The sequence below is a fragment of the Stutzerimonas chloritidismutans genome, from assembly GCF_020783375.1.
Taxonomy (GTDB): Bacteria; Pseudomonadota; Gammaproteobacteria; order Pseudomonadales; family Pseudomonadaceae; genus Stutzerimonas; species Stutzerimonas kunmingensis.
Window position 1 is genome coordinate 1,831,028 of record NZ_CP086067.1, and the last position, 21,600, is coordinate 1,852,627.

18 protein-coding genes are annotated in these 21,600 nt (G+C 64.7%); 4 read left to right on the forward strand and 14 right to left on the reverse strand.

All coding sequences use genetic code 11. From position 1 onward, the window contains the following. The first annotated feature begins 68 nt into the window (after positions 1-68). The gene (locus LLJ08_RS08615) at positions 69-377 is read left to right on the forward strand and encodes a hypothetical protein (RefSeq protein WP_042925043.1); all 309 of its coding nucleotides are present in this window, start codon (positions 69-71) and stop codon (positions 375-377) included. A 3-nt stretch (positions 378-380) separates the two neighbouring features. Here the strand turns inward: LLJ08_RS08615 and LLJ08_RS08620 are convergent, their stop codons facing one another. Then, positions 381-2,054, reverse strand: coding sequence for a bifunctional protein-serine/threonine kinase/phosphatase (locus tag LLJ08_RS08620; protein ID WP_228208691.1), 1,674 nt, complete (start codon positions 2,052-2,054; stop codon positions 381-383). A 67-nt stretch (positions 2,055-2,121) separates the two neighbouring features. After that, positions 2,122-3,333 carry a nitrate/nitrite transporter gene (locus tag LLJ08_RS08625; protein WP_125896457.1) on the reverse strand — a complete coding sequence of 404 codons (1,212 nt, stop codon included), beginning with the start codon at positions 3,331-3,333 and terminating at the stop codon, positions 2,122-2,124. A gap of 358 nt (positions 3,334-3,691) precedes the next feature. On the opposite strand from LLJ08_RS08625, the gene LLJ08_RS08630 reads away from it, so the two are divergent. Further along, positions 3,692-4,642: a 1-phosphofructokinase family hexose kinase gene (locus tag LLJ08_RS08630; RefSeq protein WP_228208692.1), complete on the forward strand. Its 951-nt coding sequence runs from the start codon at positions 3,692-3,694 to the stop codon at positions 4,640-4,642. Here LLJ08_RS08630 and LLJ08_RS08635 read toward each other — a convergent pair. The 11 genes from LLJ08_RS08635 to LLJ08_RS08685 form a co-directional block, all read right to left on the reverse strand. Beyond that, positions 4,626-5,069 (reverse strand): thioesterase family protein, encoded by a 444-nt coding sequence (locus tag LLJ08_RS08635; protein ID WP_014820704.1) that lies wholly within the window; start codon positions 5,067-5,069, stop codon positions 4,626-4,628. The two genes, LLJ08_RS08630 and LLJ08_RS08635, sit on opposite strands and share 17 nt — an antisense overlap. A 226-nt stretch (positions 5,070-5,295) precedes the next feature. Beyond that, positions 5,296-5,646, reverse strand: a complete 351-nt coding sequence (locus tag LLJ08_RS08640; RefSeq protein ID WP_228208693.1) for a hypothetical protein — start codon at positions 5,644-5,646, stop codon at positions 5,296-5,298. Between the two features lie 98 nt (positions 5,647-5,744). Further along, on the reverse strand, positions 5,745-6,023 hold the full coding sequence (locus tag LLJ08_RS08645) for a hypothetical protein (protein ID WP_228208694.1): 279 nt from the start codon (positions 6,021-6,023) through the stop codon (positions 5,745-5,747). Positions 6,024-6,323: 300 nt separating this feature from the next. Beyond that, complete coding sequence (locus LLJ08_RS08650; RefSeq protein WP_023445173.1) at positions 6,324-6,902, reverse strand: ANTAR domain-containing response regulator; 579 nt, start codon at positions 6,900-6,902, stop codon at positions 6,324-6,326. A 14-nt stretch (positions 6,903-6,916) separates the two neighbouring features. Next, positions 6,917-8,137 (reverse strand): CmpA/NrtA family ABC transporter substrate-binding protein, encoded by a 1,221-nt coding sequence (locus LLJ08_RS08655; protein WP_228208695.1) that lies wholly within the window; start codon positions 8,135-8,137, stop codon positions 6,917-6,919. Between the two features lie 177 nt (positions 8,138-8,314). Then, a complete protein-coding gene (locus tag LLJ08_RS08660; protein WP_228208696.1) occupies positions 8,315-9,943 on the reverse strand; it encodes a BatD family protein in 1,629 nt (542 codons plus the stop codon). Next, positions 9,940-11,664 (reverse strand): VWA domain-containing protein, encoded by a 1,725-nt coding sequence (locus tag LLJ08_RS08665; protein WP_046619606.1) that lies wholly within the window; start codon positions 11,662-11,664, stop codon positions 9,940-9,942. The genes LLJ08_RS08660 and LLJ08_RS08665 overlap by 4 nt, the downstream gene beginning before the upstream one ends. Further along, on the reverse strand, positions 11,661-12,680 hold the full coding sequence (locus LLJ08_RS08670) for a vWA domain-containing protein (protein ID WP_041014326.1): 1,020 nt from the start codon (positions 12,678-12,680) through the stop codon (positions 11,661-11,663). Before LLJ08_RS08670 ends, LLJ08_RS08665 begins: the two co-directional genes overlap by 4 nt. Further along, positions 12,673-13,167, reverse strand: coding sequence for a DUF4381 domain-containing protein (locus tag LLJ08_RS08675; RefSeq protein ID WP_041014325.1), 495 nt, complete (start codon positions 13,165-13,167; stop codon positions 12,673-12,675). The genes LLJ08_RS08670 and LLJ08_RS08675 overlap by 8 nt, the downstream gene beginning before the upstream one ends. Next, a complete protein-coding gene (locus LLJ08_RS08680) occupies positions 13,164-14,126 on the reverse strand; it encodes a DUF58 domain-containing protein (RefSeq protein ID WP_042925063.1) in 963 nt (320 codons plus the stop codon). The genes LLJ08_RS08675 and LLJ08_RS08680 overlap by 4 nt, the downstream gene beginning before the upstream one ends. Next, positions 14,126-15,085 carry an AAA family ATPase gene (locus tag LLJ08_RS08685; protein WP_003298329.1) on the reverse strand — a complete coding sequence of 320 codons (960 nt, stop codon included), beginning with the start codon at positions 15,083-15,085 and terminating at the stop codon, positions 14,126-14,128. Before LLJ08_RS08685 ends, LLJ08_RS08680 begins: the two co-directional genes overlap by 1 nt. Before the next feature lie 210 nt (positions 15,086-15,295). Here LLJ08_RS08685 and LLJ08_RS08690 point away from each other — a divergent pair, with 210 nt between their 5' ends. Continuing rightward, positions 15,296-20,146, forward strand: coding sequence for an NAD-glutamate dehydrogenase (locus tag LLJ08_RS08690; protein WP_228208697.1), 4,851 nt, complete (start codon positions 15,296-15,298; stop codon positions 20,144-20,146). A 151-nt stretch (positions 20,147-20,297) separates the two neighbouring features. Here the strand turns inward: LLJ08_RS08690 and LLJ08_RS08695 are convergent, their stop codons facing one another. Next, positions 20,298-21,212, reverse strand: a complete 915-nt coding sequence (locus tag LLJ08_RS08695; protein WP_041754446.1) for a DUF6685 family protein — start codon at positions 21,210-21,212, stop codon at positions 20,298-20,300. A gap of 158 nt (positions 21,213-21,370) precedes the next feature. Between LLJ08_RS08695 and LLJ08_RS08700 the strand changes: the two genes are divergently transcribed. Beyond that, positions 21,371-21,592 carry a DUF2835 domain-containing protein gene (locus LLJ08_RS08700; protein ID WP_003298332.1) on the forward strand — a complete coding sequence of 74 codons (222 nt, stop codon included), beginning with the start codon at positions 21,371-21,373 and terminating at the stop codon, positions 21,590-21,592. The last annotated feature ends 8 nt before the right edge of the window (positions 21,593-21,600 follow it).

Genomic DNA, 21,600 nt, shown 5'->3' on the forward strand with positions numbered 1-21,600 from the left:
AAAGCGCTGGTTCCGGTGTCGCCTCCCACCGCTGCCCAGCGGAATCCTCGAGGCGGAAGTTGAAATCGATGAACGCAAAGCACGCCCAGTTGCGCCTGGCCCCGATCACCAGCGGCCTGCACCCCAGCAATCCGAAAATTCTCCTTGGCGGCACTCACCAGCCGTCTCTGTTGCGCTACCTCGAAGGTTGGCCGCGACGTCATCGCAAATCCCGCGCCCTGCTTATCCAGTTCGCCACGGCCGACGAGTCGCTGGCGCGTTTTGCCACCGACAGTTTCGATATGGCGGTGATTCAGGCGCCGACCGCCGAGCGCCTGGAAGAGTGCGTGCGCGAGCTGACCCGGGTGGCGCGCCAGGGGCTGATTACCCGTCGCTGAGCGTCACGCGCCTTTTATCAGCAGCACGACCAGCAGCAGGTTGAGCAGCAGCGAAAGCAGTGCAATGCCGCGCCATACCTTGAGCGGCTCACGTTCGAGCAGCGGGCGCGGGCGAAGGCTGGCGCTGCGCTGTTCGCCCTGGTCCAGCTCAAGCAGCCATTGCTCGGCGGTTTCGAAACGCTGTCGTGGATCGACCGCTAGCGCGCGGGCGAGACTTTCCTCCAGCCAGGTCGGCACGTCCGGGCGATAGCGGCTGGCCGGTGTCGGGTTGCCGAAGCGTGGATGCTGGAAGGCTTCGATCTCGCCGTATGGGTAGTGCCCGGTCAGCAGGTAATAGAGTGTCACGCCGGTCGCATAGAGATCCTGCGCTGCGCTGGGTTCGGCCCCTGTGAATGCCTCCGGGGCAATGAAACTCGGGGTTCCGGGCAGGTGATTGGGTAGATCGCGAGTCAGCCCGGGGCAGAACGCCAGGCCGAAATCCAGGATACGCAGCTCGCCGTCCTCACCCAGCAGCAGGTTTTCCGGCTTGATGTCACGATGCAGGATGTTGCGCCGATGCAGCATGCCCACCGCGCGGATCAGTCGGGAGGCGACCTGCAGCAAATCGGCCAGTGGCAGCGGGCCGTCTCGTTCGAAGCGTTGCGCCAGGGTCGTCCCGCTGTACTCGCGCTGCACGTAATAGAGGTGTTGGCGTTCTGGTAGCGGATGCAGTTCGGCGAAGTTGCGCCCGGCAACCCGGCGCATGAACCATTCTTCCTGCAGCAACGCCGGTCCTGCGTCTGCCTCGTCCTGCCGGCTGGGTGGCAGTGTCTTCAGCAGCCAGGCCTGGCCCTGAGCATCCTGCACCCGGTAGATCAGCGACTGCCGCGACTCGTGCAGTAGTGCATTCACCTGCCAGCCCTCGAACAGCTGGCCGGGGCGCAGCTTCGGCGGCAACGGCCAATGATCGAGCTGGGCGAGGGCGTCGGCCAGCACCGCTTCGGGCAGGGCTTCGACGCGCAGCAGCAAGGCACTGGCGTTGTCCTGACTGCCGCTCTGGTGCGCCAGATTGACCAGCGCCCGTGCTGCGGCGCCGAGGTCAGGCTGATCGTGCAGGATATGCGCGATGTCGCGCTCGGGGACGCAGGACCAGACTCCGTCGCTGAGCAGCAGGTAGTGTTCGCCTTCCTGCAGCTCGCCGTCGAGGTAGTCCATCACCAGGTGCTGATCCAGCCCCAGCGCACGCTTGAGCACATGCCGCATGCCTGACTGTTCCCAGACATGGTCTTCGCTGAGTCGCTCGAGCTGCGAGCCGTTCCAGCGGTAGGCGCGGCAATCGCCGACGTGGGCCAGGGTGAAGCGTCGACCACGCAGCACCAGTGTGGTGAGGGTGGTCAACAGCGGCTGGTTGCCACCGTTGGCCTGCAGCCAGCGATTGTGCGCGACCAGCACGCGGTCGAGTGATTGCGCGACGGCCCAGGTTTCGGGCGTCGCGTAGTAGTCGAAGGCCAGTGCCTGCAAGGTCGCGCGGGCCGCCAGCCCGCCATCGGCGCATTGGCTGACGCCATCGGCCAGCGCGAACAGATAGCCCTTGCCGGTTGCCAGCCCGGGCGCCGGAGTGACGATGCGTATCGCATCCTGATTTTCCGGGCGCGGCCCGGCGGCGCTGGCCTCGCCATAGCTCAATCGAAGGGGCATGGTCGTTCTCGACTGACTGCGTACTGCAGCAGAGCAATATTCGCGCCCTGCAGGATCTGCTTGGGCATCACACCCGCGCCGCGGTTACCGCCGCCGAACCCCAGGTGGTGCGCCAGCGACGCTTGACGCCATAGAGGCCGAACCAGGCGAGCACGCCGAGGCTGGCGAACAGCCAGAGGCCGAGCTGGTAGTCACCGGTCGATTGCTTGACTGCACCGAGCCCGGCGGTGAGCAGAAAGCCACCGATACCGCCGGCCATACCGACCAGTCCGGTCATCACGCCGATTTCCTTGTTGAAACGCTGCGGCACCAGCTGGAACACCGCTCCATTGCCGGCACCGAGGCTGAGCATGGCGACCACGAACAGTGCAAGGGCTGCTGTGGAACTCGGCAGGTTGAAGCCCACCGCAGCGATGCAGAATGCCGCGACGGTGTACATCACCAGCAGCGCGCGAATGCCGCCGATGCGGTCGGCCAGTGCACCGCCGAGCGGGCGCAGCAGGCTGCCGGCGAAGACGCAGGCAGCGGTGTAGTAGCCGGCCTTGACCGGGTCGAAGGCGTACTGGTCGTGGAAATAGCCGGGCAGGGTGCTGGCCAGGCCGAGAAAGCCGCCAAAGGTCACGCTGTAGAAGAACATGAACCACCAGCTGTCGCGGTCGCCCAGCGCCTTCATGTAATCAGCCAGCGACTTCGGTGCCGGGCGGTTGGGGGCATTCTTCGCCACGCTGGCGAAGATGATGAGGGTGAGCACCAGCGGGATCAGCGCCAGGCCGAATACGTTGTTCCAGCCGAAGATCGCCGCCAGGACCGGCGCGAACAGGGCCGCCAGCACAGTGCCGGAGTTACCGGCACCGGCGATGCCCATCGCCTTGCCCTGGTGCTCTGCCGGATACCACTGTGAGGCCAGCGGCAGCGCGACGGCAAAGGATGCGCCGGCCATGCCGAGGAACAGGCCGAGCAGCAAAGCCTGCTCGTAGCTGTGGATGCCATGTAGCCAGGCGACGAACAGCGCGACGATGACCACGCTCTGGCCGAACAGGCCGGCGGTTTTCGGCGAGGTGCGGTCGGCGAGGATACCCAGCGCCAGACGCAGTACCGCGCCGGCGAGGATCGGCGTGGCGACCATGAAGGCGCGTTGCTGGGTGGTCAGGCCGAGATCGGCGGCGATCTGCACGCCCAGCGGGCCGAGGACGTACCAGACCATGAAGCTCAGGTCGAAGTAGAGGAAGGAGGCAAACAGGGTCGGCGCATGGCCGGCTTTCCAGAAACTCGTGCTCATTGGATCGGCTCCAGGGCGTTCGTGACGCGGCGTTGGCCGCTAGGGCTGCTCAGACCGCCCCCTCGTCGAGGCGGAAAACAAAAAGGCGCCGCAGCACGCCTGCCGGAGCAGGTGTGGTGCGACGCCTTTGTCGTGATATTGCAGACCGCCGTTGGCCTGCCTGAAGCGGAACTAGCATCTAGCGTGCCAGGCGGCGCAAGCCGCAGATTTGGCCGGCTCTGGCGATAGACCCGGCGCGGCTCTGCGCCGGGAGCGCACAGATAGCGCGCAAGCGCGCGCCAAATCAGGGCGGCGCGCCAGGTAAAAACCTGGGGGCGCTTGCTGGTAGGCTTGAGCGGCTTTTGCCAAGGAGCGAGCGATGCCCCTGATTGCGACCCTGACTCTTAATCCGGCGATGGATCTTTCCGTCAGCACACCGCGGGTGATCAGTACCGAAAAGCTGCGGTGTTCGCTGCCGCGCCACGACCCGGGAGGCGGCGGGATCAACGTGGCGCGGGTGGTGAAGACGCTGGGGGGCAGGGCGGTGGCCATCTATCCGGCTGGCGGCCCCTTTGGCGATCTGCTGCAACGTTCGCTGGACGAACTGGGTCTGGTGCATCGTCCGGTGTCCATTACTGGCGATACCCGCGAGAGTTTCACTGTCGATGAGCTGGGCTCAGGCCTGCAGTACCGTTTCGTGTTGCGCGGTCCGACGCTATCCGCGCAGGAACTTCGGCGTTGCCTCGACAGCCTCGCAGCGCTGCAGCCAGCGCCGGCCTATGTGGTGCTGAGCGGCAGCTTTCCACCTGGCGTCGACCTGGGTTTCTACGACGAGCTGCTGGCATTGACGTGCGGTATCGGTGCGCGGCTGGTCGTCGATCTGTCCGGCGAGCCATTACGCCACGCCGCCCGGCAGGGCGGTGCATACCTGATGAAGCCGAGCCTCGACGAGCTGTCCAGCCTTGTGGGCTACCCCATCTCCAGCGAAGCCGAACAGGAGGCAGCGCTGCGCCGCCTGATCGCTCAGGGCTGCGCCGAAGTGGTCGTGTTGTCGCTGGGAGCCCAGGGCGCGCTGTACGCTTGTGGCGATGAGCTGCAGCGCCTGCCCTCGGCGGATGTCCCGGTGGTCAGCGCAGTGGGTGCGGGTGACAGCATGCTCGGCGCCATGGTGCTGGCGCTGGCCGAGGCGCGCTCGCTACAGGATGCGGTGTGCCGGGGCATTGCCGCGGGTGCCGCGACGGTAATGCGTCCGGGCACCGAGCTGTGTCATCGCGAGGATGTCCAGCGGTTGCTGCAATCTGTGGCAGACGCCCCTATTCGATCCGGTTGACCCGCGGAAACTTGCCGGCGAACGCCTCGGGCATGGCGACGACGCGGCTTTGGGCATAGTCGTAGAAGACGAAACCGGATTTGGCCATGGCGATCAGTGTGCCGTCGGCAGGGCGGGTGATGCGGAAGATGATATCGCCGCCGTACTTGTTGAAATCCATCACCCCGACCTCGAACAGCAGCGCATCACGGGCATGGGCCTCGGCTTTGTAGGTCGTGGCAAGGTCGGTCACGATGATCCCGGCGCCATCCTGACGGGTCTCGGCTACCCCGTAGGCGAACAGGAAGCGCGCCCGCGCCTCGGAAATCATCGAGATCATCGAATCGTTGGCCAGATGGTTGCCGGCGTTGATGTCGGTGATTCGTACAGTGAGCTGGGTGGAAAAGCAGTACTGGTCTTCCGGGAAATGCAGGGTAAGACGCGCCATGGGTCGCTCGGTAATCTGTAGAAGGCGCGCATTCTAGCGTTGTGTTCTTCGCCGGGGTTAGATGCGCGCTCGTGGCTGCAGTCTTGACCGCGAATGAGCTGGCATTGGGCAGGCTCATTTGCGGCCGAGGCGCTTCTAATGGAAACCCGCGTATAGCGGATCCTGCACGTAGCCATGCGTTGCCGGCCGCCAATGCAGCGGAGACCGGCCCCGCAACCTCTATCCGTCAGCCCGCCCGATGCAAGCCACGCTGCGCCTGTGCGCCACTGTGCTGCAGACGCTGCCGGATCAACTGCAGGCGCGCGTCGATGAAGGGAGTGACCAGGGCAAAACACTCGGGCGGGCTCAGCCTCGGTTGGGCTGCATGGATCACGCTGCGCTCCAGCTTGCCGACCAGCCGCTTCAGCTCCATATCGGTGTCTGTAACCATGCGCCGACAGAGTGCTTTCAGGCGCTTTTGCAACGCCGGCGTGCAGCCGCCCTGATTCGAGGCGACGACGCAGAGGCCGCGCAGGCGTGCCACGTCTTCCAGTTCGCGGCAGGCGCGAGCGGCTTCGGCGGGTTCGTTGCTCGACATCGGCGCCCGCTTCTCAAGCTCATCGATAAGGGTTTCGATCAGAGCGCAATGCCCGTCGAAATCGGCAGGGTTGTTGCGCAGAACCAGCCAGCCTTCGGTTATCGAATACGCATCGGGCAGGGCACTGCGCTGTTGCAGACGTTGCGTGAGGCTTGTCGCCAGCGCGCAGCGCAGCGCAGCGCTACCGCAGTGGGTTCGCTCTGTACGCCCAGACCGCGATGCTGTTGCAGCAGGCGGAGAATCTCCAGATCTTCCTGAACTGCCAGCAGGCGCAACTGCGCTACGCGTCGGAAATGTTGTGCGCTGGCCATGCCGTTCAGATAGTGGCCCAGCATCAGCAGTGCACAGGCGATCGCCAAGGTCGCGGTGATGGTCATTCTGCAAATCCCTGAAGTGAGCGCGCGGCACTGCCGCGCGGGCAACAAAAAAGGCGTCCGGACCGGCATGTCGAAACATGCGGTGCAGGGACGCCTTCGTCTTTGCCGGACGCCTTCGTTGGCTCGGCCAATCCATCTAGCAAGCTGCTTGCCAGCCTGCCGCTTGCTGCAGGCTTTCGGCTGAACGCCGCGTCGTGGCGGATGGCGGCGTTGCAGCTGTCTCACGGTCCATACCGAGGGACCGAGAGCACGCTCGCCGATGGTGCGTTTGGTCGAGCGGTTGCACTGCGGGCGGGCAGCTCACTGCCCAAGCAGCTCGTTCATGGCGATGATCTGCTCGGCGACCTGGATCAGCTTCTGCTGGCGACTCATCGCCTGGCGGCGCATCAGGGTGTAGGCCTCTTCCTCCTTGCAGTCGCGCATCTTCATCAGCATGCCCTTGGCCAGCTCGATGCGTTTGCGCTCCGCGAGTTGCTGCTCGCGGGCCTGCAATTGCGCACGGATCGCCTGGTCAGTCTCGAAACGCGCCATCGCCACATCGAGGATCGGCTTGAGCCGCTGGGCCTGAATGCCCTCGACGATATAGGCGCTGACCCCGGCGCGGATGGCCTGACGCATGGCGTCCGGGTCACTGTCGTCGGTGAACATGACGATGGGTCGTGGTTGGTCGCGGCTGACCAGCACCACCTGTTCCAGCACATCGCGGCCCGGGGAGTCGGTGTCGATCAGCACCACGTCCGGGCGAATTGTCTCGACCCGCTCGGGCAGATCGATGGTCAGGCCGGATTCATCGATGACTTCGAAGCCGGCCTCGATCAGCGCGCTTCGCAGGCGCCCGATCTTGCGTGGGGTGTCGTCGATCAGCAGGATGCGCAACATGCCTGATCTCCTGCTCAAAGTGCAGCCACCATGGCCTGATCGGCCATGGCGTGCAGTGGGAAGCTGCGGGCGTAGGCTGCCGGATCGCTGCCGTCCCAGGTCCTGCCATCCATCAGCGTGGCGCTGCGCATGGGCGACTCCGGCACGGTGATGCCGAGCGCGCCGGCGGCCTGTCGGTACAGCTCGATCTGTTGCACCTGGCTTGCGACCAGCTGGTAGTCCGGGTCCTGGCGCAATAAACCCCAGCGCCGCAGCTGGGTCATGAACCAGAGGCCGTCGGACAGGTAGGGCATGTTCGCCGCGCCATCGGCAAAGAAGCGCAGCGGGTGTTGGTCATTCCAGGCGTTGCCCAGCCCATCCTGATACGAGCCGAGAAAGCGTGATTCGATGGCTGCCAGCGGCGCGTTGACATACTCGCTCCCGGCAATCAGCTGTGCGGTGCTGCGGCGGTTTTCCTGGCTCTGGTCGATGAAGCGACTCGCTTCGAGCACCGCCATCACCAGTGCGCGCGCGGTGTTGGGGTACTGCTCGACGAATGCGCGGGTGCAGCCGAGCACCTTTTCCGGATGATCCGGCCATATCGACTGACTGGTTGCGAGGGTAAAGCCAACCCCCTCGGCGATCGCCTGCGCACCCCAGGGCTCGCCGGCGCAGAAACCGTCGATACGCCCGGCTTGCAGGTACGCCACCATCTGCGATGGCGGCAGCACCAGCGTCCGCACATCCTGCAGCGGGTGGATACCATTGGCGGCCAGCCAGTAATAGAGCCACAGCGCGTGGGTGCCGGTGGGGAAGGTATGCGCGAGAGTCAGGCGTGCACCGCTTTGGCGCACGCTGTTGCGCAATGCCTCGGGATCGGTCACGCCGGCTGCCTTCAGCGGGGTCGACAGGTTGATGCTCTGGCCGTTCTGCGCAAGCCCCATGAGCACCGCCATATCCACCGCGCGGCTGCCGCCGATTCCCAGGTGCACGGCATATATCAGTCCGTACAGGCCGTGCGCTGCGTCCAGCTCACCGCCGATCAGCTTGTCGCGCAGGCCTGACCAGGAGTTCTGGCGGTGCAGGTTGAGCGTCAGGCCGAAGGGCTGGGCGAAGCCCTGGGTGGCGGCGACGATCAGCGAGGCGGCATCGGTAAGTGGCAGAAAGCCCAGGTTGAGCGAGCTCTTTTCCGGTGCATCGCTGCCGGCGACCCAGGCCAGTGCATCGTGGCGGGGCGACGTGGAGGGTTCGGTCATGCTGTGGGCCTTTCGATTGCGAAGCGTGCGGCACAGTTAACCGTGCGCGACGGATCAGGGGTGGTCTATGCCAAGCCTGAAGCAAGCGATATGCCAGCGAGAAAGTGGTGCGCCATGCGGTGCCCGTGCACCGCATTGGTCAGGCGCGTCTGGTGTGAAGCGGTGCAGCGTTGCCGGTCAGCGTGGATACAGTGGTGGCAGGGCGCTGTGGTCCTGCTCGACACTCGGACTGGTCGCTGGAGGGAGCGTCTGAATCGCCTGCCACAGCGCCTCTCCCTGCCAACGCTGGCCGGCTTCGCTGTACAGCGCACCGTTGAGTCCGTCCAGCGCATCTGACAGCGGCACGAAGCGCGCAGCCATGTCGGCCAGCGTTTCCGGCTGTTGCCGCGCCCAGGCATCCAGCGCCTGGCGAGTGGCCTGCGAGTCGTTGGCCTGGCAGGCGCGGCGCAGGTCGTCGAGCAGGCTGCGTGGGGTCGGGCCAGGCTGCAGTGCGCGCTGCACTGCGGGTTGCCGCCGCGCGTGTAGCCACAATCCGAAGCCGGCGAGGGTGGACAGGGCGAAGAGCAGGGTACTCAGCTGCCAGGGCCAGAGTAGCTGCTGCTCGGCAGGTAGTGGCGTTGCGGCCGGTTGCTCGGCGGGCGTCGGCGCGAGATTCGGATTATCGGCGACATTCAGGGTCCGTTCGTCCAGCGTGGTGCGTTCTAGCCGGTCTTCCGCGGTGTTCCACCAGACCACTTCCACGGCGGGTAACTGCAACGCGCCGCTGCGCGTGGGAATCAGCGCCTCGCGCTGCTCGCGGCTACCGACCAGGCCCGCGCCACTGACTTCGTTGGCCAGGATCGGTTGATCCGGGTAGCGGCGCAGGTCGGGGCTCTGGGCAGAACCGATGGCGGGCAACTGGGTGCTGGTCAGGCCTTCGGCCTTGAGCAACAGGCTGCGGGTGAGCGATTCGCCGGTCTGTGCCTGATCGGGCTCCGGGCTCCAGGCTTCGACCAGGGTCAGGCTGCGTGCCGGCAGCCAGGGCGCAGCGGCGGGGTAGTCCGCCGGTTTGCGCTTGACCGTCAGCGGGATGCTTGGTGACCTGACCTGCGTCGAGCGGCCCGAACGCGAGCCGAACAGCGGGTTGCTGCCATTGGTCACGGTGGTGGCGCTGAACAGTTGGGCAGGGATGGTCAGCTCGCCGGACTTCTGCGGGAACAGCGCATAGCGCACTTCGATGACGCCGTGGCGAATGCCGTTGATGGTTTTCTCGTAGGTGCGTGGCTCACCGAGCCGTTCGACCAGGGCTTCCGGCATCTGCAGCGGCGAGAGGGTGCTGTCGTCGTACAGCGAAACCGAATGATAGATGCGCAGGGTAAGGATCACCTGGGCCTGAACGTAAACGTTTTCCTGATCGACGCTGGCATCGATGAAGATCGGCGCCAGCTGGTCGCTTTCGGTATTTTTCAGCGATTCCTGGACCATCAATGTGATCGGCTCGCTGCGCCAGTCGCCCAGTTGCAGCGGCGGGATGATCACGTAGCCGGTCTGCTTCGGCCGCAGGGTAATCAACCAGCGTGTGATCGCATGGGCTTCGCCGTTGCTGCTGGAAAGCTGGTTGACCTGACGGGTGTCGAACACCTCGAACAATGGCTCCAGCGGCTGCAGGTCGGGCTTGCCGAATACCGTGCTGCCCTGGCTTTCCAGGCTCAGCTCCAGGGTTTCGTCAATGCTCAGCTGGGTGCGGTCAACCCGGGCGAACAGGCCGGCGGCTGCGGCCTGGCCAGCAAGGAGGCCGAGCAGAAGAAAAGCCATCAGGCGCATCATCGATTGGTTTCCTGGTGCTTGCGTTGTTCGTAGAGGAATTTCCTTCGCAGCAGCTCGCCGGGATCGTCCGGAATCTGCCGCAACCATTGCTCCATCGCCTGTTGCCGTTCCTGCTCGGGGAGCGCCTCGTGTTGCGCCTGGGCCGCGCTGCCATCAATTTCTTCGGTCTCGGGCGTGGCTTCGGTTGTCGATGGCTGCGAGGCGCCGCTGGCTTCGCTGGACGGCTCGCCTTGGGCATCCTCCGGCGAAGGGGAATGGGCAGAGCCCGCTTCCTGTGATTGCGGCTGCTCGGGTTGCGGCAGTGGTTCTTCGGTTTGCTCGTCCTGCTGATTCTGTTCCTGCTCGGGCTCGGGCTGTTCCTGCTGGCGGCGCAGCAGCTCTTCGATCAGCGCCTTGTTGCGCTGCGCCGCCTGTAGATCAGGCTGCAGGTCCAGCGCCTGGTCATAGGCTTCGATGGCGGCCTCGAAGGCTTCGCTGCGAGCCAGGGCATTGCCGCGGTTATAGTGATCGGCGGCCGTGTTGCCTTCGGCGAACAGTTCTGCCGCGCCGGCATAGTCGCCGGCCTGATAGCGGGCGGTGGCCTGCCAGCGGCGATCGGTGAAGCGCTCGGCGGCCTCGGCCGGCTGCTCCGCGTCCAGCAGGCGTTGGCCCTGCTGATCGCGACGTAGCCAGAGATCCTGTAGCTCGAAGGCATTGGCAGGCTGCGGCTGCAGCAGCAATAGCGGTAGGCAGAACAACCAGCCGCGGCGACCGGCGAGGGCGGCCAGCAAGAGCAGTGGCAACAGCAGCCAGTGCCCCTGATCCAGCCAGGCTTCCAGCCGCGTGATTTCATCGTCCTGGCGCAACGTGCCAGTTTGATCGAGCAGACCGAGGGCCGTCAGGTCGTCGTCACCCAGCTGCGCGCGCTGATAGCGCCCTCCCAGCTCGTTGGCCAGGCGTTGCAGTCTGGCGTTGTCCAGGCGCGGGATGAGGATTGCGCCTTGGGCATCCTTGACAAAGCTACCGTCCTTGCCGGCGATTGGCGCGCCTTGTGCGGTGCCGACGCCGAGTATCAGCAGTTGCTCGTTTCTGCCCTCCATCAGCGTGACGATGGCGCTGCGTTCGTGCTCGTCCAGGCTGCTGCCGATCAGCAGCAAGCGCCCGCGCCCCAGGCCAGCCTGTTCGAGCAGGGCGAGGCCTTTGGCGACGGCAAGGTCCGCGCGCTGGCCCTGCTCGGGCATCAGCGTCGGGTGTAGGGCGTCGAGCAGGTTGCGGGTGGTCGCCAGGTCATCGGATAGCGGCACCACGGTGTGGGCGCTGCCGGCGAATACCACGACGGCGGTCTGTACGTCCTGCCGGCGCTCGAGCAGATCCAGCAGCTTGCGCTTGGCCTGTTCCAGGCGAGTGGGTGGTGCGTCGCTGGCGAGCATCGATGGCGTGAGTTCCAGCAGCACCACCAGGGGATCGCTGCGCTTGATGCTCGGCTGTTCGAAGCGCTGCCAGCTGGGCCCGAGCAATGCGATGACCGCCAGCAGCCAGGCCAGGCCCAGCACCAGCCAGGGCAGGCGGCTGTGGCGCAGTCGGCCACGGGTCAGCAGGGCGGCATGAAAGGCTTCCGGCAGCAGACGCTGCCAGCGACCGACCTGTAGCTGCCGATGCCAGAGCCGCCACAGCAGCCAGATCAGCAGGGGCAGGATGAGTAGCCAGTATGGCCGTAACAGATGGGGTAGCAGCTCGCTCATCGGCGCTGCTCCCGTCGCCAGGCCAGGCGCTGCAACTGTGCGCTCCACAGGCTGGCCGCGACCATCAGCAGGCTGATCAGCAAAGCCGCCGACAGCGGCCAGATGTACAGGGCCTCGGCCACACGGGCCTGGGCTGGTTGCTGCGCTGCCGGCTCGAGACGATCCAGCGTGTCGCCGATCGCCTTCAGCTCTGCGCTCGACGAGGCGCGGAAATACTCACCGCCGGTTTGCTCGGAAATGGCGCGCAGAGTCGGCTCGTCGAGGTCCAGGCCAGGGTTGAAACCGAAGCGGCTGAGCACGCCACCTTCTTCCGGCACGGCGCCGATGCCGATGGTGTGGACCCGCACGCCTTCTTCGGCGGCCAGCGAGGCCGCCAGCAGCGGCTCGATTTCGCCACCGTTGTTGGCACCGTCGGTGATCAGTACCAGCACACGACTGTTCGCCGGTCGCTCCCTGAGGCGTTTAACCGCCAGGCCGATGGCGTCCCCTATCGCAGTGTTGCTGCCGGCGATGCCAACCCGGGCTTCGTCCAGCCAGACTCGCACGGTGTGGCGATCAAAGGTCAGTGGCGCCTGCAGATAGGCCTTGCTGCCGAAGAGAATCAGGCCGACGCGATCGCCACGACGCTCCTCGATGAAGTCGCCGAGCAGCACCTTGACCAGTTCCAGCCGCGTCAGCTCCTCGTCCTGCCACTGCATGTCGGGGTAATCCATCGAGCCGGAGACGTCCACTGCCAGCAGCAGATCGCGGCCGCTGGTGGGCAGCGGCAGTGGTTCACCCAGCCACTGGGGGCGTGCTGCGGCGAACAGCAGCAACAGCCAGATGGTCAGGTAGGGCAGTTGCTGGCGCCAGGCAGGCAGGGCGACACGCGCGCGCCGGCCGGACAGCTGCTGCAGTTCGTCGAGGAAGCTGACCTTCAGCGCGGCTTCGCCGCTATCGGCAGGCGGCAGCAGTGCGCGCAGCAGCCAGGGCAGCGGTAGCAGCAGGAAGACCCAGGGCCAGGCCAGTTCAAACATGCTTGCGGATCCAGATGTCGACGGCCTGTTCGAGCCCGTCGATTGCCTTGTCGTCGAGGCGGCACTCGGCCCGGTAGGCACCTTCGACAAGAATCATCCAGCGGGTCAGCCCGGCGGCCGGGCAGCGGTTGTCGAGAAAGGCCAGCCACGCACGCCCACTGAGTGTGTGCGGGTGGTCGTTGGGATAACGAATGCGACAGAGCCGCTTGAGCAGCCCATTGAGTTGTTGCAGCCACTGGCTGGCCGGTTGCCCGCCGTAGGGTTTGCTCAAGCGCGAAAGCTCGATGAGCGCCTCCTGACGCTGCGGCTCCAGCGGTGGCTCCGGCTGCACATGGGGCTTGCGCCTGAGCAGCCGGTGACGAAGTCGCCAGAGCAAGCCAAGCGCCATCAGCAGCACCAGGCCGAGCAGCCACCAGCCCGGCGCTGGAGGCCACCAGCTGATCGGGTCGGGGCTGATCAGCGGAGCGAGTTGATCGAGCGGATTCATCGCCGTGCGCTCGGATGGCGGACGCTCAGGTGCTCGCGCAACTGCTCGACCAGATCGTGCTGGGTGTCCAGCGGCATCAGCGGCACCCGCAGGCGATCGGCCAGACGCTGCCAGCGGGCGCTGCGCGCCTCGCCCTGCTCGCGGTAGCGCTGACGCAGATCCGCATCCTGGGTATCCAGTTCAAGCCGCGCATTGCCTTCGCTGAAGCGCAGCAGGCCGGCCGCGGGCAGGGCGTGATCCAGTGGATCGAACAGCGGCAGCAACAGCAGGTCGACATGGCGCGCGAGCAGGCTGAGCTGCTGCTCGGCGGCATCGGTGAGGGTGCGCTCGTCGCAGAGAATCACCGACAGACTGCCCGGACGCAGCACTTCCCGTGCCCGGCGCAGGGCCATGCTGAAAGCGTCGGGGTCGATCGGGTTGTCTGGCTGCAGGCGATTGTTGGCGCGGGTGACGCGATCCAGCAGCTGCAGCAGGCTCTGCTTGCTGCGCCGTGGCTTGATTTCCTGACGCTCATCGCCGAACACCAGCCCGCCAACCCGATCATTGTGGCTGAGCGCCGCCCAGCCGATCAGGCTCGCCGCCTGCGCCGCCAGCACCGACTTGAACAGTCGGCCGCTGCCGAAGAACAGTCGCGGGCTCTGCTCGACCACGATATAGATCGGCCGCTCGCGTTCTTCATGGAACAGCTTGGTGTGCGGCTCCTGGGTGCGTGCGGTGACGCGCCAGTCGATGGTGCGCACGTCGTCACCGGGCTGATAGATACGAACCTGGTCGAAATCCACGCCGCGCCCGCGCAGCTTGGAATGGTGCAGACCTACCAGCGGACTGCGGCGATGCGGTGTAGAAAACAGCGGCACTTCACGGACGCGATGACGCATATCGATGAGTTCGGCCAGGCTCACACGGATACCGGAGCCCTGCTCGGTTGGCTGCCCGGCGGCGGAAGCCTGCGGTTGCATCAGGCCACCGCTACCACGTCGAGAATGCGCTGGATGACCCGGTCCTGATCAATGCCGGCGGCTTCTGCCTCGAAGGAGAGAATCAGGCGGTGACGCAGTACATCGAAAAGCATCGCCTGTATGTCCTCGGGGCTGACGAAATCGCGTCCGGCCAGCCAGGCATGGGCACGGGCGCAGCGATCCAGCGAGATCGAACCGCGCGGACTCGCACCATAGGCTATCCATTCGGCCAGTTCGGCATCGAACTTGGCCGGGGTACGCGTGGCCATGACCAGCTGCACCAGGTATTCCTCCACCGCATCGGCCATGTACAGGCCGAGGATGTCCTTGCGCGCGGCGAAGATCGCCTGCTGGCTGACCCGATGTTCCGGCGCCGCCTCGCCATTGATCGCCTCGCCACGGGCCTGCTGCAGGATGCGTCGTTCCACCGAGGCGTCGGGGAAGCCGATCTTCACGTGCAGCAGGAAGCGGTCGAGCTGTGCTTCGGGCAGGGGGTAGGTGCCTTCCTGCTCGATCGGGTTCTGTGTCGCCATCACCAGAAACAGCGGCGGCAGGTCATAGGTGCTGCGGCCGACGCTGACCTGGCGCTCGGCCATGGCTTCGAGCAGCGCCGATTGCACCTTGGCCGGCGCGCGATTGATTTCGTCCGCGAGCACCAGGTTGTGGAAGATAGGCCCCTGCTGGAAGACGAAGCTGCCGGTCTCCGGCCGATAGATTTCGGTACCGGTGATGTCGGCGGGCAGTAGGTCGGGGGTGAACTGGATTCGATGGAACTCCGCCTCCAGGCCTTCGGCGAGCTCCTTGATGGCCCGGGTCTTGGCCAGGCCCGGCGCCCCTTCGACGAGCATGTGGCCGTCGGCGAGCAGGGCGATCAGCAGGCGTTCGATCAGCCGTTCCTGCCCCAGGATCTGGGTGGACAGGAACTGTCGCAGCGCGATTATCGATTCACGGTGATCCATCGTTTCGAGTCTTCCAGGTGGGCGGCAAATCGGCTGGCGCGGCGGGCAGAGACGCCGGCTGCTATTGGCTGCTACAGACAGTCGCAGGCGACTGCAGGAGAAGCGCCACTTTACTGCATTAACCCTCGACTAGACTAACCTTGAACCTTCGACCTGTGCCGTCAGTCACTACCGACGTCTCTTTCCCCAGCAAGCCAAGCGGAGCCATACATGGCGTTCTTTTCAGCGGCCAGCAAGGCCGACTTTCAGCAGCAATTGCAGACAGCGTTAGCGCAACACGTAGACCCGAAAATCCTGCCGCAACTGAGCCTGTTCGCCGAACAGTTCTTCGGCATCGTCGCGCTGCCCGAACTCACCGAACGGCGCATGAGCGATCTGGTCGGCTCGACACTGGCCAGCTGGCGCCTGCTGGAGCGCTTCGATCCCGCCAAACCCGAGGTGCAGGTATTCAACCCCGACTTCGAGAAGCACGGCTGGCAATCGACCCACAGCGTGGTCGAGGTGCTGCATCCGGACATGCCGTTCCTGGTCGATTCGGTGCGCATGGAGCTGACGCGCCGCGGCTACAGCATCCATACCCTGCAAACCAGCGTGCTGCAGGTGCGTCGCGGGGCCGACGGCAGCTTGTTGGGGCTGCTGCCCAAGGACGAGCGCGCCGCTGACAGCCACGCCGAATCGTTGATCTTCGTCGAGATCGATCGCTGCGCCAGTCCGACGGCCCTGCGCGAGCTCGAGCAGTCACTGCTGGGTGTGCTGGCTGATGTGCGTCAGGTGGTGGGTGACTTTGCGGCGATGAAGGGCAAGGCGGTCGAGCTGCAAGGGCGTCTGGAGCGGGTCAACCTGAGCATCGACGGCGACGAGCTGGACGAGATCCGCGACTTCATGCGCTGGCTGGCGGACGACCATTTCACCTTCCTCGGCTACGAAGAGTTCTCCGTGCAGGAACAGGCCGAGGGCGGGCGCATCGTCTATGACGAAAGCTCGCTGCTGGGTCTGTCGCGCAGCATGCGCACCGGGCTTTCCGAGGAGGAGCAATCGCTCACCGGCCAATCGGTCAGCTACCTGCGTGAGCCGCTGCTGCTGTCGTTCGCCAAGGCGGCCATGCCCAGTCGCGTGCACCGTCCGGCTTACCCTGACTTCGTCTCGGTGCGTGAATTCGATGACGAGGGGCGGGTGGTTCGCGAATGCCGCTTCCTCGGCCTGTTCACCTCGTCGGTCTACACCCAGAGCGTGCGACGCATCCCGTTCATCCGCAGCAAGGTCGAGACGGTCGTGCAGCGCGCCAATTTCGGCAGCTCTGCGCATCTGGCCAAGGAGCTGGTGCAGGTTCTCGAGGTGCTGCCGCGTGACGAGCTGTTCCAGGCGCCGATCGACGAGCTGTTCGAAAACGCCATCGCCATCGTGCAGATCCAGGAACGCAATCGGCTGCGGCTGTTCCTGCGTTTCGACCCCTATCGGCGTTTCTGCTACTGCCTGGTGTACGTACCGCGTGACAGTTACTCCACCGAGACACGGCTGAAAATCCAGCAGGTGCTGCAGGAGCGGCTCGAAGCCAGCGACTGCGAGTTCTCCACCTATTTCTCCGAATCGGTGCTGACGCGCGTGCAGTTCATCCTGCGTCTGGACCCCAGCCGCGCGCTGCAGGTGGATACGGTGCGTCTGGAGCAGGAAGTGCTGCAGGCCTGCCGTACCTGGCGGGACGATTACCAGAGCCTGGTGGTCGAGCGCTTCGGCGAGGCCAGGGGCACCCATCTGCTCAGCGAGTTTCCGAAAGGTTTCCCGGCCGGCTACCGCGAGCGCTTCTCGCCGCAATCGGCCACCGTCGACATGCAGCATGTGCTCGACCTCAGCGAGGAACGCCCGCTGGTGATGAGCTTCTATCAGCCGATCACGGCTGAAGAGAACCGCCTGCACTGCAAGCTCTACCACCTGAATACACCGCTGCCGCTGTCGGACATCCTGCCGATCATGGAGAACCTGGGGCTGCGGGTGCTCGGCGAGTTTCCGTTCCGGTTGCGTGACCGCAGCGGCCGCGAGTACTGGATACACGACTTCGCCTTCACTTATGCCGAAGGTCTGGAAATCGACCTGCTGGAGATCAACGAGGCGCTGCAGGATGCGTTCATCCATATCTACGGCGGCTTTGCCGAGAACGATGGATTCAACCGTCTGGTGCTGACCGCCGGGTTGGCCTGGCGGGAAGTGGCGCTGCTGCGCGCCTATGCGCGCTATCTCAAGCAGATTCGCATGGGCTTCGACCTTGGCTATATTGCCAGCGCGCTGCTCAACCACACGGATATCGCCCGCGAGCTGGTGCGGCTGTTCAAGATGCGCTTCTACCTGGCGCGCAAGCTCGGTGACGAGGATCTGGCAGACAAGCAGCAACGGCTGGAACAGGCGATTCTCACAGCGCTTGATGAGGTGGCGGTACTCAACGAGGACCGGATTCTGCGGCGCTATCTGGCGCTGATTCAGGCCACCCTGCGAACCAACTTCTATCAGCCGGATGCCAACGGCAAACCCAAGTCGTATTTCAGCTTCAAGCTCGATCCGCGCTCGATTCCGGAGATGCCGCGCCCGGCACCGATGTACGAGATCTTCGTCTATTCGCCACGGGTCGAGGGCGTGCACCTGCGCGGCGGCAAGGTGGCGCGTGGCGGGTTGCGCTGGTCCGACCGTGAAGAGGACTACCGCACCGAAGTGCTCGGCCTGGTCAAGGCGCAGCAGGTGAAGAATGCGGTGATCGTTCCCGGCGGCGCGAAAGGCGGTTTCGTGCCGCGTCGTCTGCCTACCAGTGGCACGCGGGATGATATTCAGGCCGAAGCGATCGCCTGCTATCGCATTTTCATCAGTGGCCTGCTCGACATCACCGATAACCTGCATGAAGGTCAGGTCGTTCCTCCCGCCAATGTACTGCGCTATGACGGTGACGATCCCTATCTGGTGGTCGCTGCGGACAAGGGCACCGCGAGCTTTTCGGACATCGCCAACGGCATCGCCGCCGAATACGACTTCTGGCTCGGCGACGCCTTTGCCTCGGGCGGCTCGGCAGGCTACGACCACAAGAAGATGGGCATCACCGCGCGCGGCGCCTGGGTTTCGGTGCAGCGGCACTTCCGTGAGCGCGGCATCAACGTGCAGACCGACGTGATCAGCGTCATCGGTATCGGCGACATGGCTGGCGATGTGTTCGGCAACGGTCTGCTGATGTCCGAAACCCTGCAGCTGGTGGCCGCGTTCAACCATCTGCATATTTTCATCGACCCCAATCCCGATCCTGCGCGCAGTTTCATCGAGCGCAAGCGCCTGTTCGACCTGCCGCGCTCGTCATGGACCGATTACGACGTGTCGCTGATCTCGGAAGGCGGTGGCATCTTCCCGCGTTCGGCCAAGCGAGTCGCGATCACGCCACAGATGAAAGAGCGCTTCGCCATCGAGGCGGATCAGCTGACTCCAGCCGAGTTGATCCACGCGCTGCTCAAGGCACCGGTGGACCTGCTATGGAATGGCGGTATCGGTACCTATGTGAAGAGCGGCGGCGAAAGCCACGCCGAAGTCGGCGACAAGGCCAACGATGCGGTGCGGGTCAATGGTGCCGATCTGCGCGCCAAAGTGGTGGGCGAGGGCGGCAACCTCGGCATGACCCAGCTGGGACGCGTCGAGTACGCGCTGCATGGCGGATCGAGCAATACCGACTTCATCGACAATGCCGGCGGCGTCGATTGCTCGGATCATGAAGTGAACATCAAGATCCTGCTCAATGAGGTGGTCAGCGCCGGTGACATGACCGCCAAGCAGCGCGATCAACTGCTGTTCGAAATGACCGACGCGGTGGCCGAGCTGGTGCTGCAGAACAACTACAAGCAGACCCAGGCGCTGTCCCAGGCGCAGCATCGCTCGCGGGAGCGGGCCGCCGAGTATGTTCGGTTGATCAATGCGCTGGAGGCGGCGGGGCAGCTCGACCGCGCGCTCGAGTTCCTGCCCAGCGATGACGCCCTGACCGAGCGCGCCAGCATCGGCAAGGGGCTGACCCGGCCGGAGCTGTCGGTTCTGATTTCCTACAGCAAGATCGAACTGAAGAAAGCGCTGCTGGATTCGCGCGTGCCGGACGACGACTACCTCGCCCGCGAAATGGAAAGTGCCTTCCCGCAGCAACTGAGCGAGCGTTTCCACGATGCCATGCTGCAACATCGCCTCAAGCGCGAAATCGTTGCTACCCAGATTGCCAACGATCTGGTTAACAACATGGGCATCACTTTCGTTCAGCGCCTGAACGAGGCGACGGGCATGAGTGCGGCGAATGTCGCCGGAGCCTACGTGATCGTGCGCGACATCTTCCATCTGCCTCACTGGTTCCGGCAGATCGAGGCGCTGGATCACAAGGTACCGGCGGAGCTGCAGTTGGCCTTGATGGATGAGCTGATGCGCCTGGGCCGCCGCGCGACGCGCTGGTTCCTGCGCAATCGTCGTAGCGAGCTGGATGCCGCACGCGACGTCGCTCATTTTGGTCCACGCGTAGCGGCCCTGGGGCTGAAGCTCGATGAACTGCTGCAAGGCTCGACGCGTGACCGCTGGCAGGAGCGCTATAAGCGTTACACCGAAGCCGGGGTGCCGGAGCTGCTGGCGCGCATGGTGGCCGGTACCAGCCATCTGTACACGCTGTTGCCGATTCTGGAGGCCGCTGACGAAACTGGCCAGGTGCCTGCGCAGGTGGCGGCAACCTACTTCGCCGTCGGTGGTGCGCTGGAGCTTCCCTGGTATCTGCATCTGCTCACCAACCTGCCGGTTGCCAACAACTGGCAGGCCCTGGCGCGTGAAAGCTTCCGCGACGACCTCGACTCACAGCAGCGCAGCATTACGGTATCGGTGCTGCAGATGGAGAACGGTCCGGAGGCGATCAGCGAGCGGGTCGACGCCTGGTTGTCTCAACGACCAGTGTTAATGGAGCGCTGGCGCTCGATGCTGGCCGAGCTGCGCGGCGCCAGCGGCACCGACTACGCCATCTATGCAGTCGCCAGCCGCGAGCTGCAGGGGCTGGCGCAGTCGGTAGGGCATGGCTGACGAGGTCTTGCGGCTTCCTCCGTGGACGATCCGTCCGCGGGAGAGGCCGCGCCATTAATGCGGCGCAACTGAAAAACGCACTGCCCTCGGGCGGTGCGTTTTTTTTTGCGGATGGGTGTTTGCTGCGCAGGGAGTCCGTGGCGGTAAACGCTCAGTCCTGCGCAGGCAGTCCGACCTTGAATCGAGTGATCTGCGGCAGATCGCGCAGGTAGCGGATCAGGTCAGGTGCGCCTGCCAGCTTCAGCCCCTCGCCAATGGCATTGGCTGTGGGGTCACGCTTCTCCAGCAACAGCAACTCGGAATTGCTGGCATCGCGCAGTAGTGTCAAGCGGGCATAGGGAACCTGGCTGTCGAGCAGCATGGCCATGAATTCACGATCGCTCCAGGCCTGAGCAGGCATCGTCACGGCGTGGTAGTCAGCGTCCAGCGCGTGAACACCGGAGCGGTCGAGGCGGTAATCGGTGACCTCCGCCGGCAGCATGACTTCCAGGCCGCGCAAGCGCGCGTAGGCCACGGCGCAGGCAAAGGCTTCCAGATGGTGTTCGCCGGCCCAATAAAGCCGCTCCCCGAGCCAGCTGGCCTGGCGAACATCGATCGCTGCCCCCTTGTCGAAGCCGGGCAAGGCGGTACCGAGTGCTCGAAGAAAATCCTTGTAGCTGATGATTCGTACCTGCCGACAACCCGCCGTGCTGGAAAAGGCTTCGAAGGTCGGGTAACTCGGTTCATTTTTGCGCTGCCCGCCGAAGCCGTCGATCTGCCGCAGGTCGAGCCGTGACCGGGTGCAATCCTTGCTGATCAAACGGGTCAGCGCAGCATGCGCACGGGCCTTGTCTTCCTGCACCGGACCGGAGAGCGCACCACGTGGCAGCTCCAGCAAGCGTTGCAGGCAGGGGCCATCGTTCCAGAAAATGCTGGGCTCAGGCTCGGGTAGGCGGGAAAAGGGCAGCTGCAGGCTGCTGGCGCGATCCTGAATGGGAAGCGAAGCCTTGGAGCGCAGCCCGAGGCGTTGCGCAAGTCGTGCGATTTGAGAAGTCAGTGAAGGCATTGGCTCGGGCAGGCTCATCATGATGCTTGAGCTCTCAGGGCTACGGCCGAAGTGTGGCAGACCTGTGTCATTTGCGCACGGGCTTTGCGCCACCCGTAGCGCTGGCCTGCGTCACAGCCTTGGGCAAAGATCGCTTGTCGATGTGGCAATATCGCTGAATAGATCACTGAGGAGCCTCCATGCCAAATCTGGTACTGGATATCGCGCTTTCCGCCGAACGAATGAAGGCGGTCTACCAGGGCCACGCGAATCGAGTCCTGATTCGAAGTCGCGACGGCACGCGAGTCAGCTTGCCGGCGCATCATCTGCGCCCGTTTCTGACCCACGAAGGGATATATGGTTCCTTCGAGCTCGAATTCGCTGAGCAGGGACAATTGCTGCGTTTGCGGCGTCTGCAATGAACCCGTCG

Excerpts from the sequence above, each read along its gene's own strand:
- LLJ08_RS08615 (WP_042925043.1), top strand. The coding sequence starts at position 69 with ATGAACGCAAAGCACGCCCAGTTGCGCCTGGCCCCGATCACCAGCGGC.
- LLJ08_RS08620 (WP_228208691.1), bottom strand. The coding sequence starts at position 2,054 with ATGCCCCTTCGATTGAGCTATGGCGAGGCCAGCGCCGCCGGGCCGCGC.
- LLJ08_RS08625 (WP_125896457.1), bottom strand. The coding sequence starts at position 3,333 with ATGAGCACGAGTTTCTGGAAAGCCGGCCATGCGCCGACCCTGTTTGCC.
- LLJ08_RS08630 (WP_228208692.1), top strand. The coding sequence starts at position 3,692 with ATGCCCCTGATTGCGACCCTGACTCTTAATCCGGCGATGGATCTTTCC.
- LLJ08_RS08635 (WP_014820704.1), bottom strand. The coding sequence starts at position 5,069 with ATGGCGCGTCTTACCCTGCATTTCCCGGAAGACCAGTACTGCTTTTCC.
- LLJ08_RS08640 (WP_228208693.1), bottom strand. The coding sequence starts at position 5,646 with ATGTCGAGCAACGAACCCGCCGAAGCCGCTCGCGCCTGCCGCGAACTG.
- LLJ08_RS08645 (WP_228208694.1), bottom strand. The coding sequence starts at position 6,023 with ATGACCATCACCGCGACCTTGGCGATCGCCTGTGCACTGCTGATGCTG.
- LLJ08_RS08650 (WP_023445173.1), bottom strand. The coding sequence starts at position 6,902 with ATGTTGCGCATCCTGCTGATCGACGACACCCCACGCAAGATCGGGCGC.
- LLJ08_RS08655 (WP_228208695.1), bottom strand. The coding sequence starts at position 8,137 with ATGACCGAACCCTCCACGTCGCCCCGCCACGATGCACTGGCCTGGGTC.
- LLJ08_RS08660 (WP_228208696.1), bottom strand. The coding sequence starts at position 9,943 with ATGATGCGCCTGATGGCTTTTCTTCTGCTCGGCCTCCTTGCTGGCCAG.
- LLJ08_RS08665 (WP_046619606.1), bottom strand. The coding sequence starts at position 11,664 with ATGAGCGAGCTGCTACCCCATCTGTTACGGCCATACTGGCTACTCATC.
- LLJ08_RS08670 (WP_041014326.1), bottom strand. The coding sequence starts at position 12,680 with ATGTTTGAACTGGCCTGGCCCTGGGTCTTCCTGCTGCTACCGCTGCCC.
- LLJ08_RS08675 (WP_041014325.1), bottom strand. The coding sequence starts at position 13,167 with ATGAATCCGCTCGATCAACTCGCTCCGCTGATCAGCCCCGACCCGATC.
- LLJ08_RS08680 (WP_042925063.1), bottom strand. The coding sequence starts at position 14,126 with ATGCAACCGCAGGCTTCCGCCGCCGGGCAGCCAACCGAGCAGGGCTCC.
- LLJ08_RS08685 (WP_003298329.1), bottom strand. The coding sequence starts at position 15,085 with ATGGATCACCGTGAATCGATAATCGCGCTGCGACAGTTCCTGTCCACC.
- LLJ08_RS08690 (WP_228208697.1), top strand. The coding sequence starts at position 15,296 with ATGGCGTTCTTTTCAGCGGCCAGCAAGGCCGACTTTCAGCAGCAATTG.
- LLJ08_RS08695 (WP_041754446.1), bottom strand. The coding sequence starts at position 21,212 with ATGATGAGCCTGCCCGAGCCAATGCCTTCACTGACTTCTCAAATCGCA.
- LLJ08_RS08700 (WP_003298332.1), top strand. The coding sequence starts at position 21,371 with ATGCCAAATCTGGTACTGGATATCGCGCTTTCCGCCGAACGAATGAAG.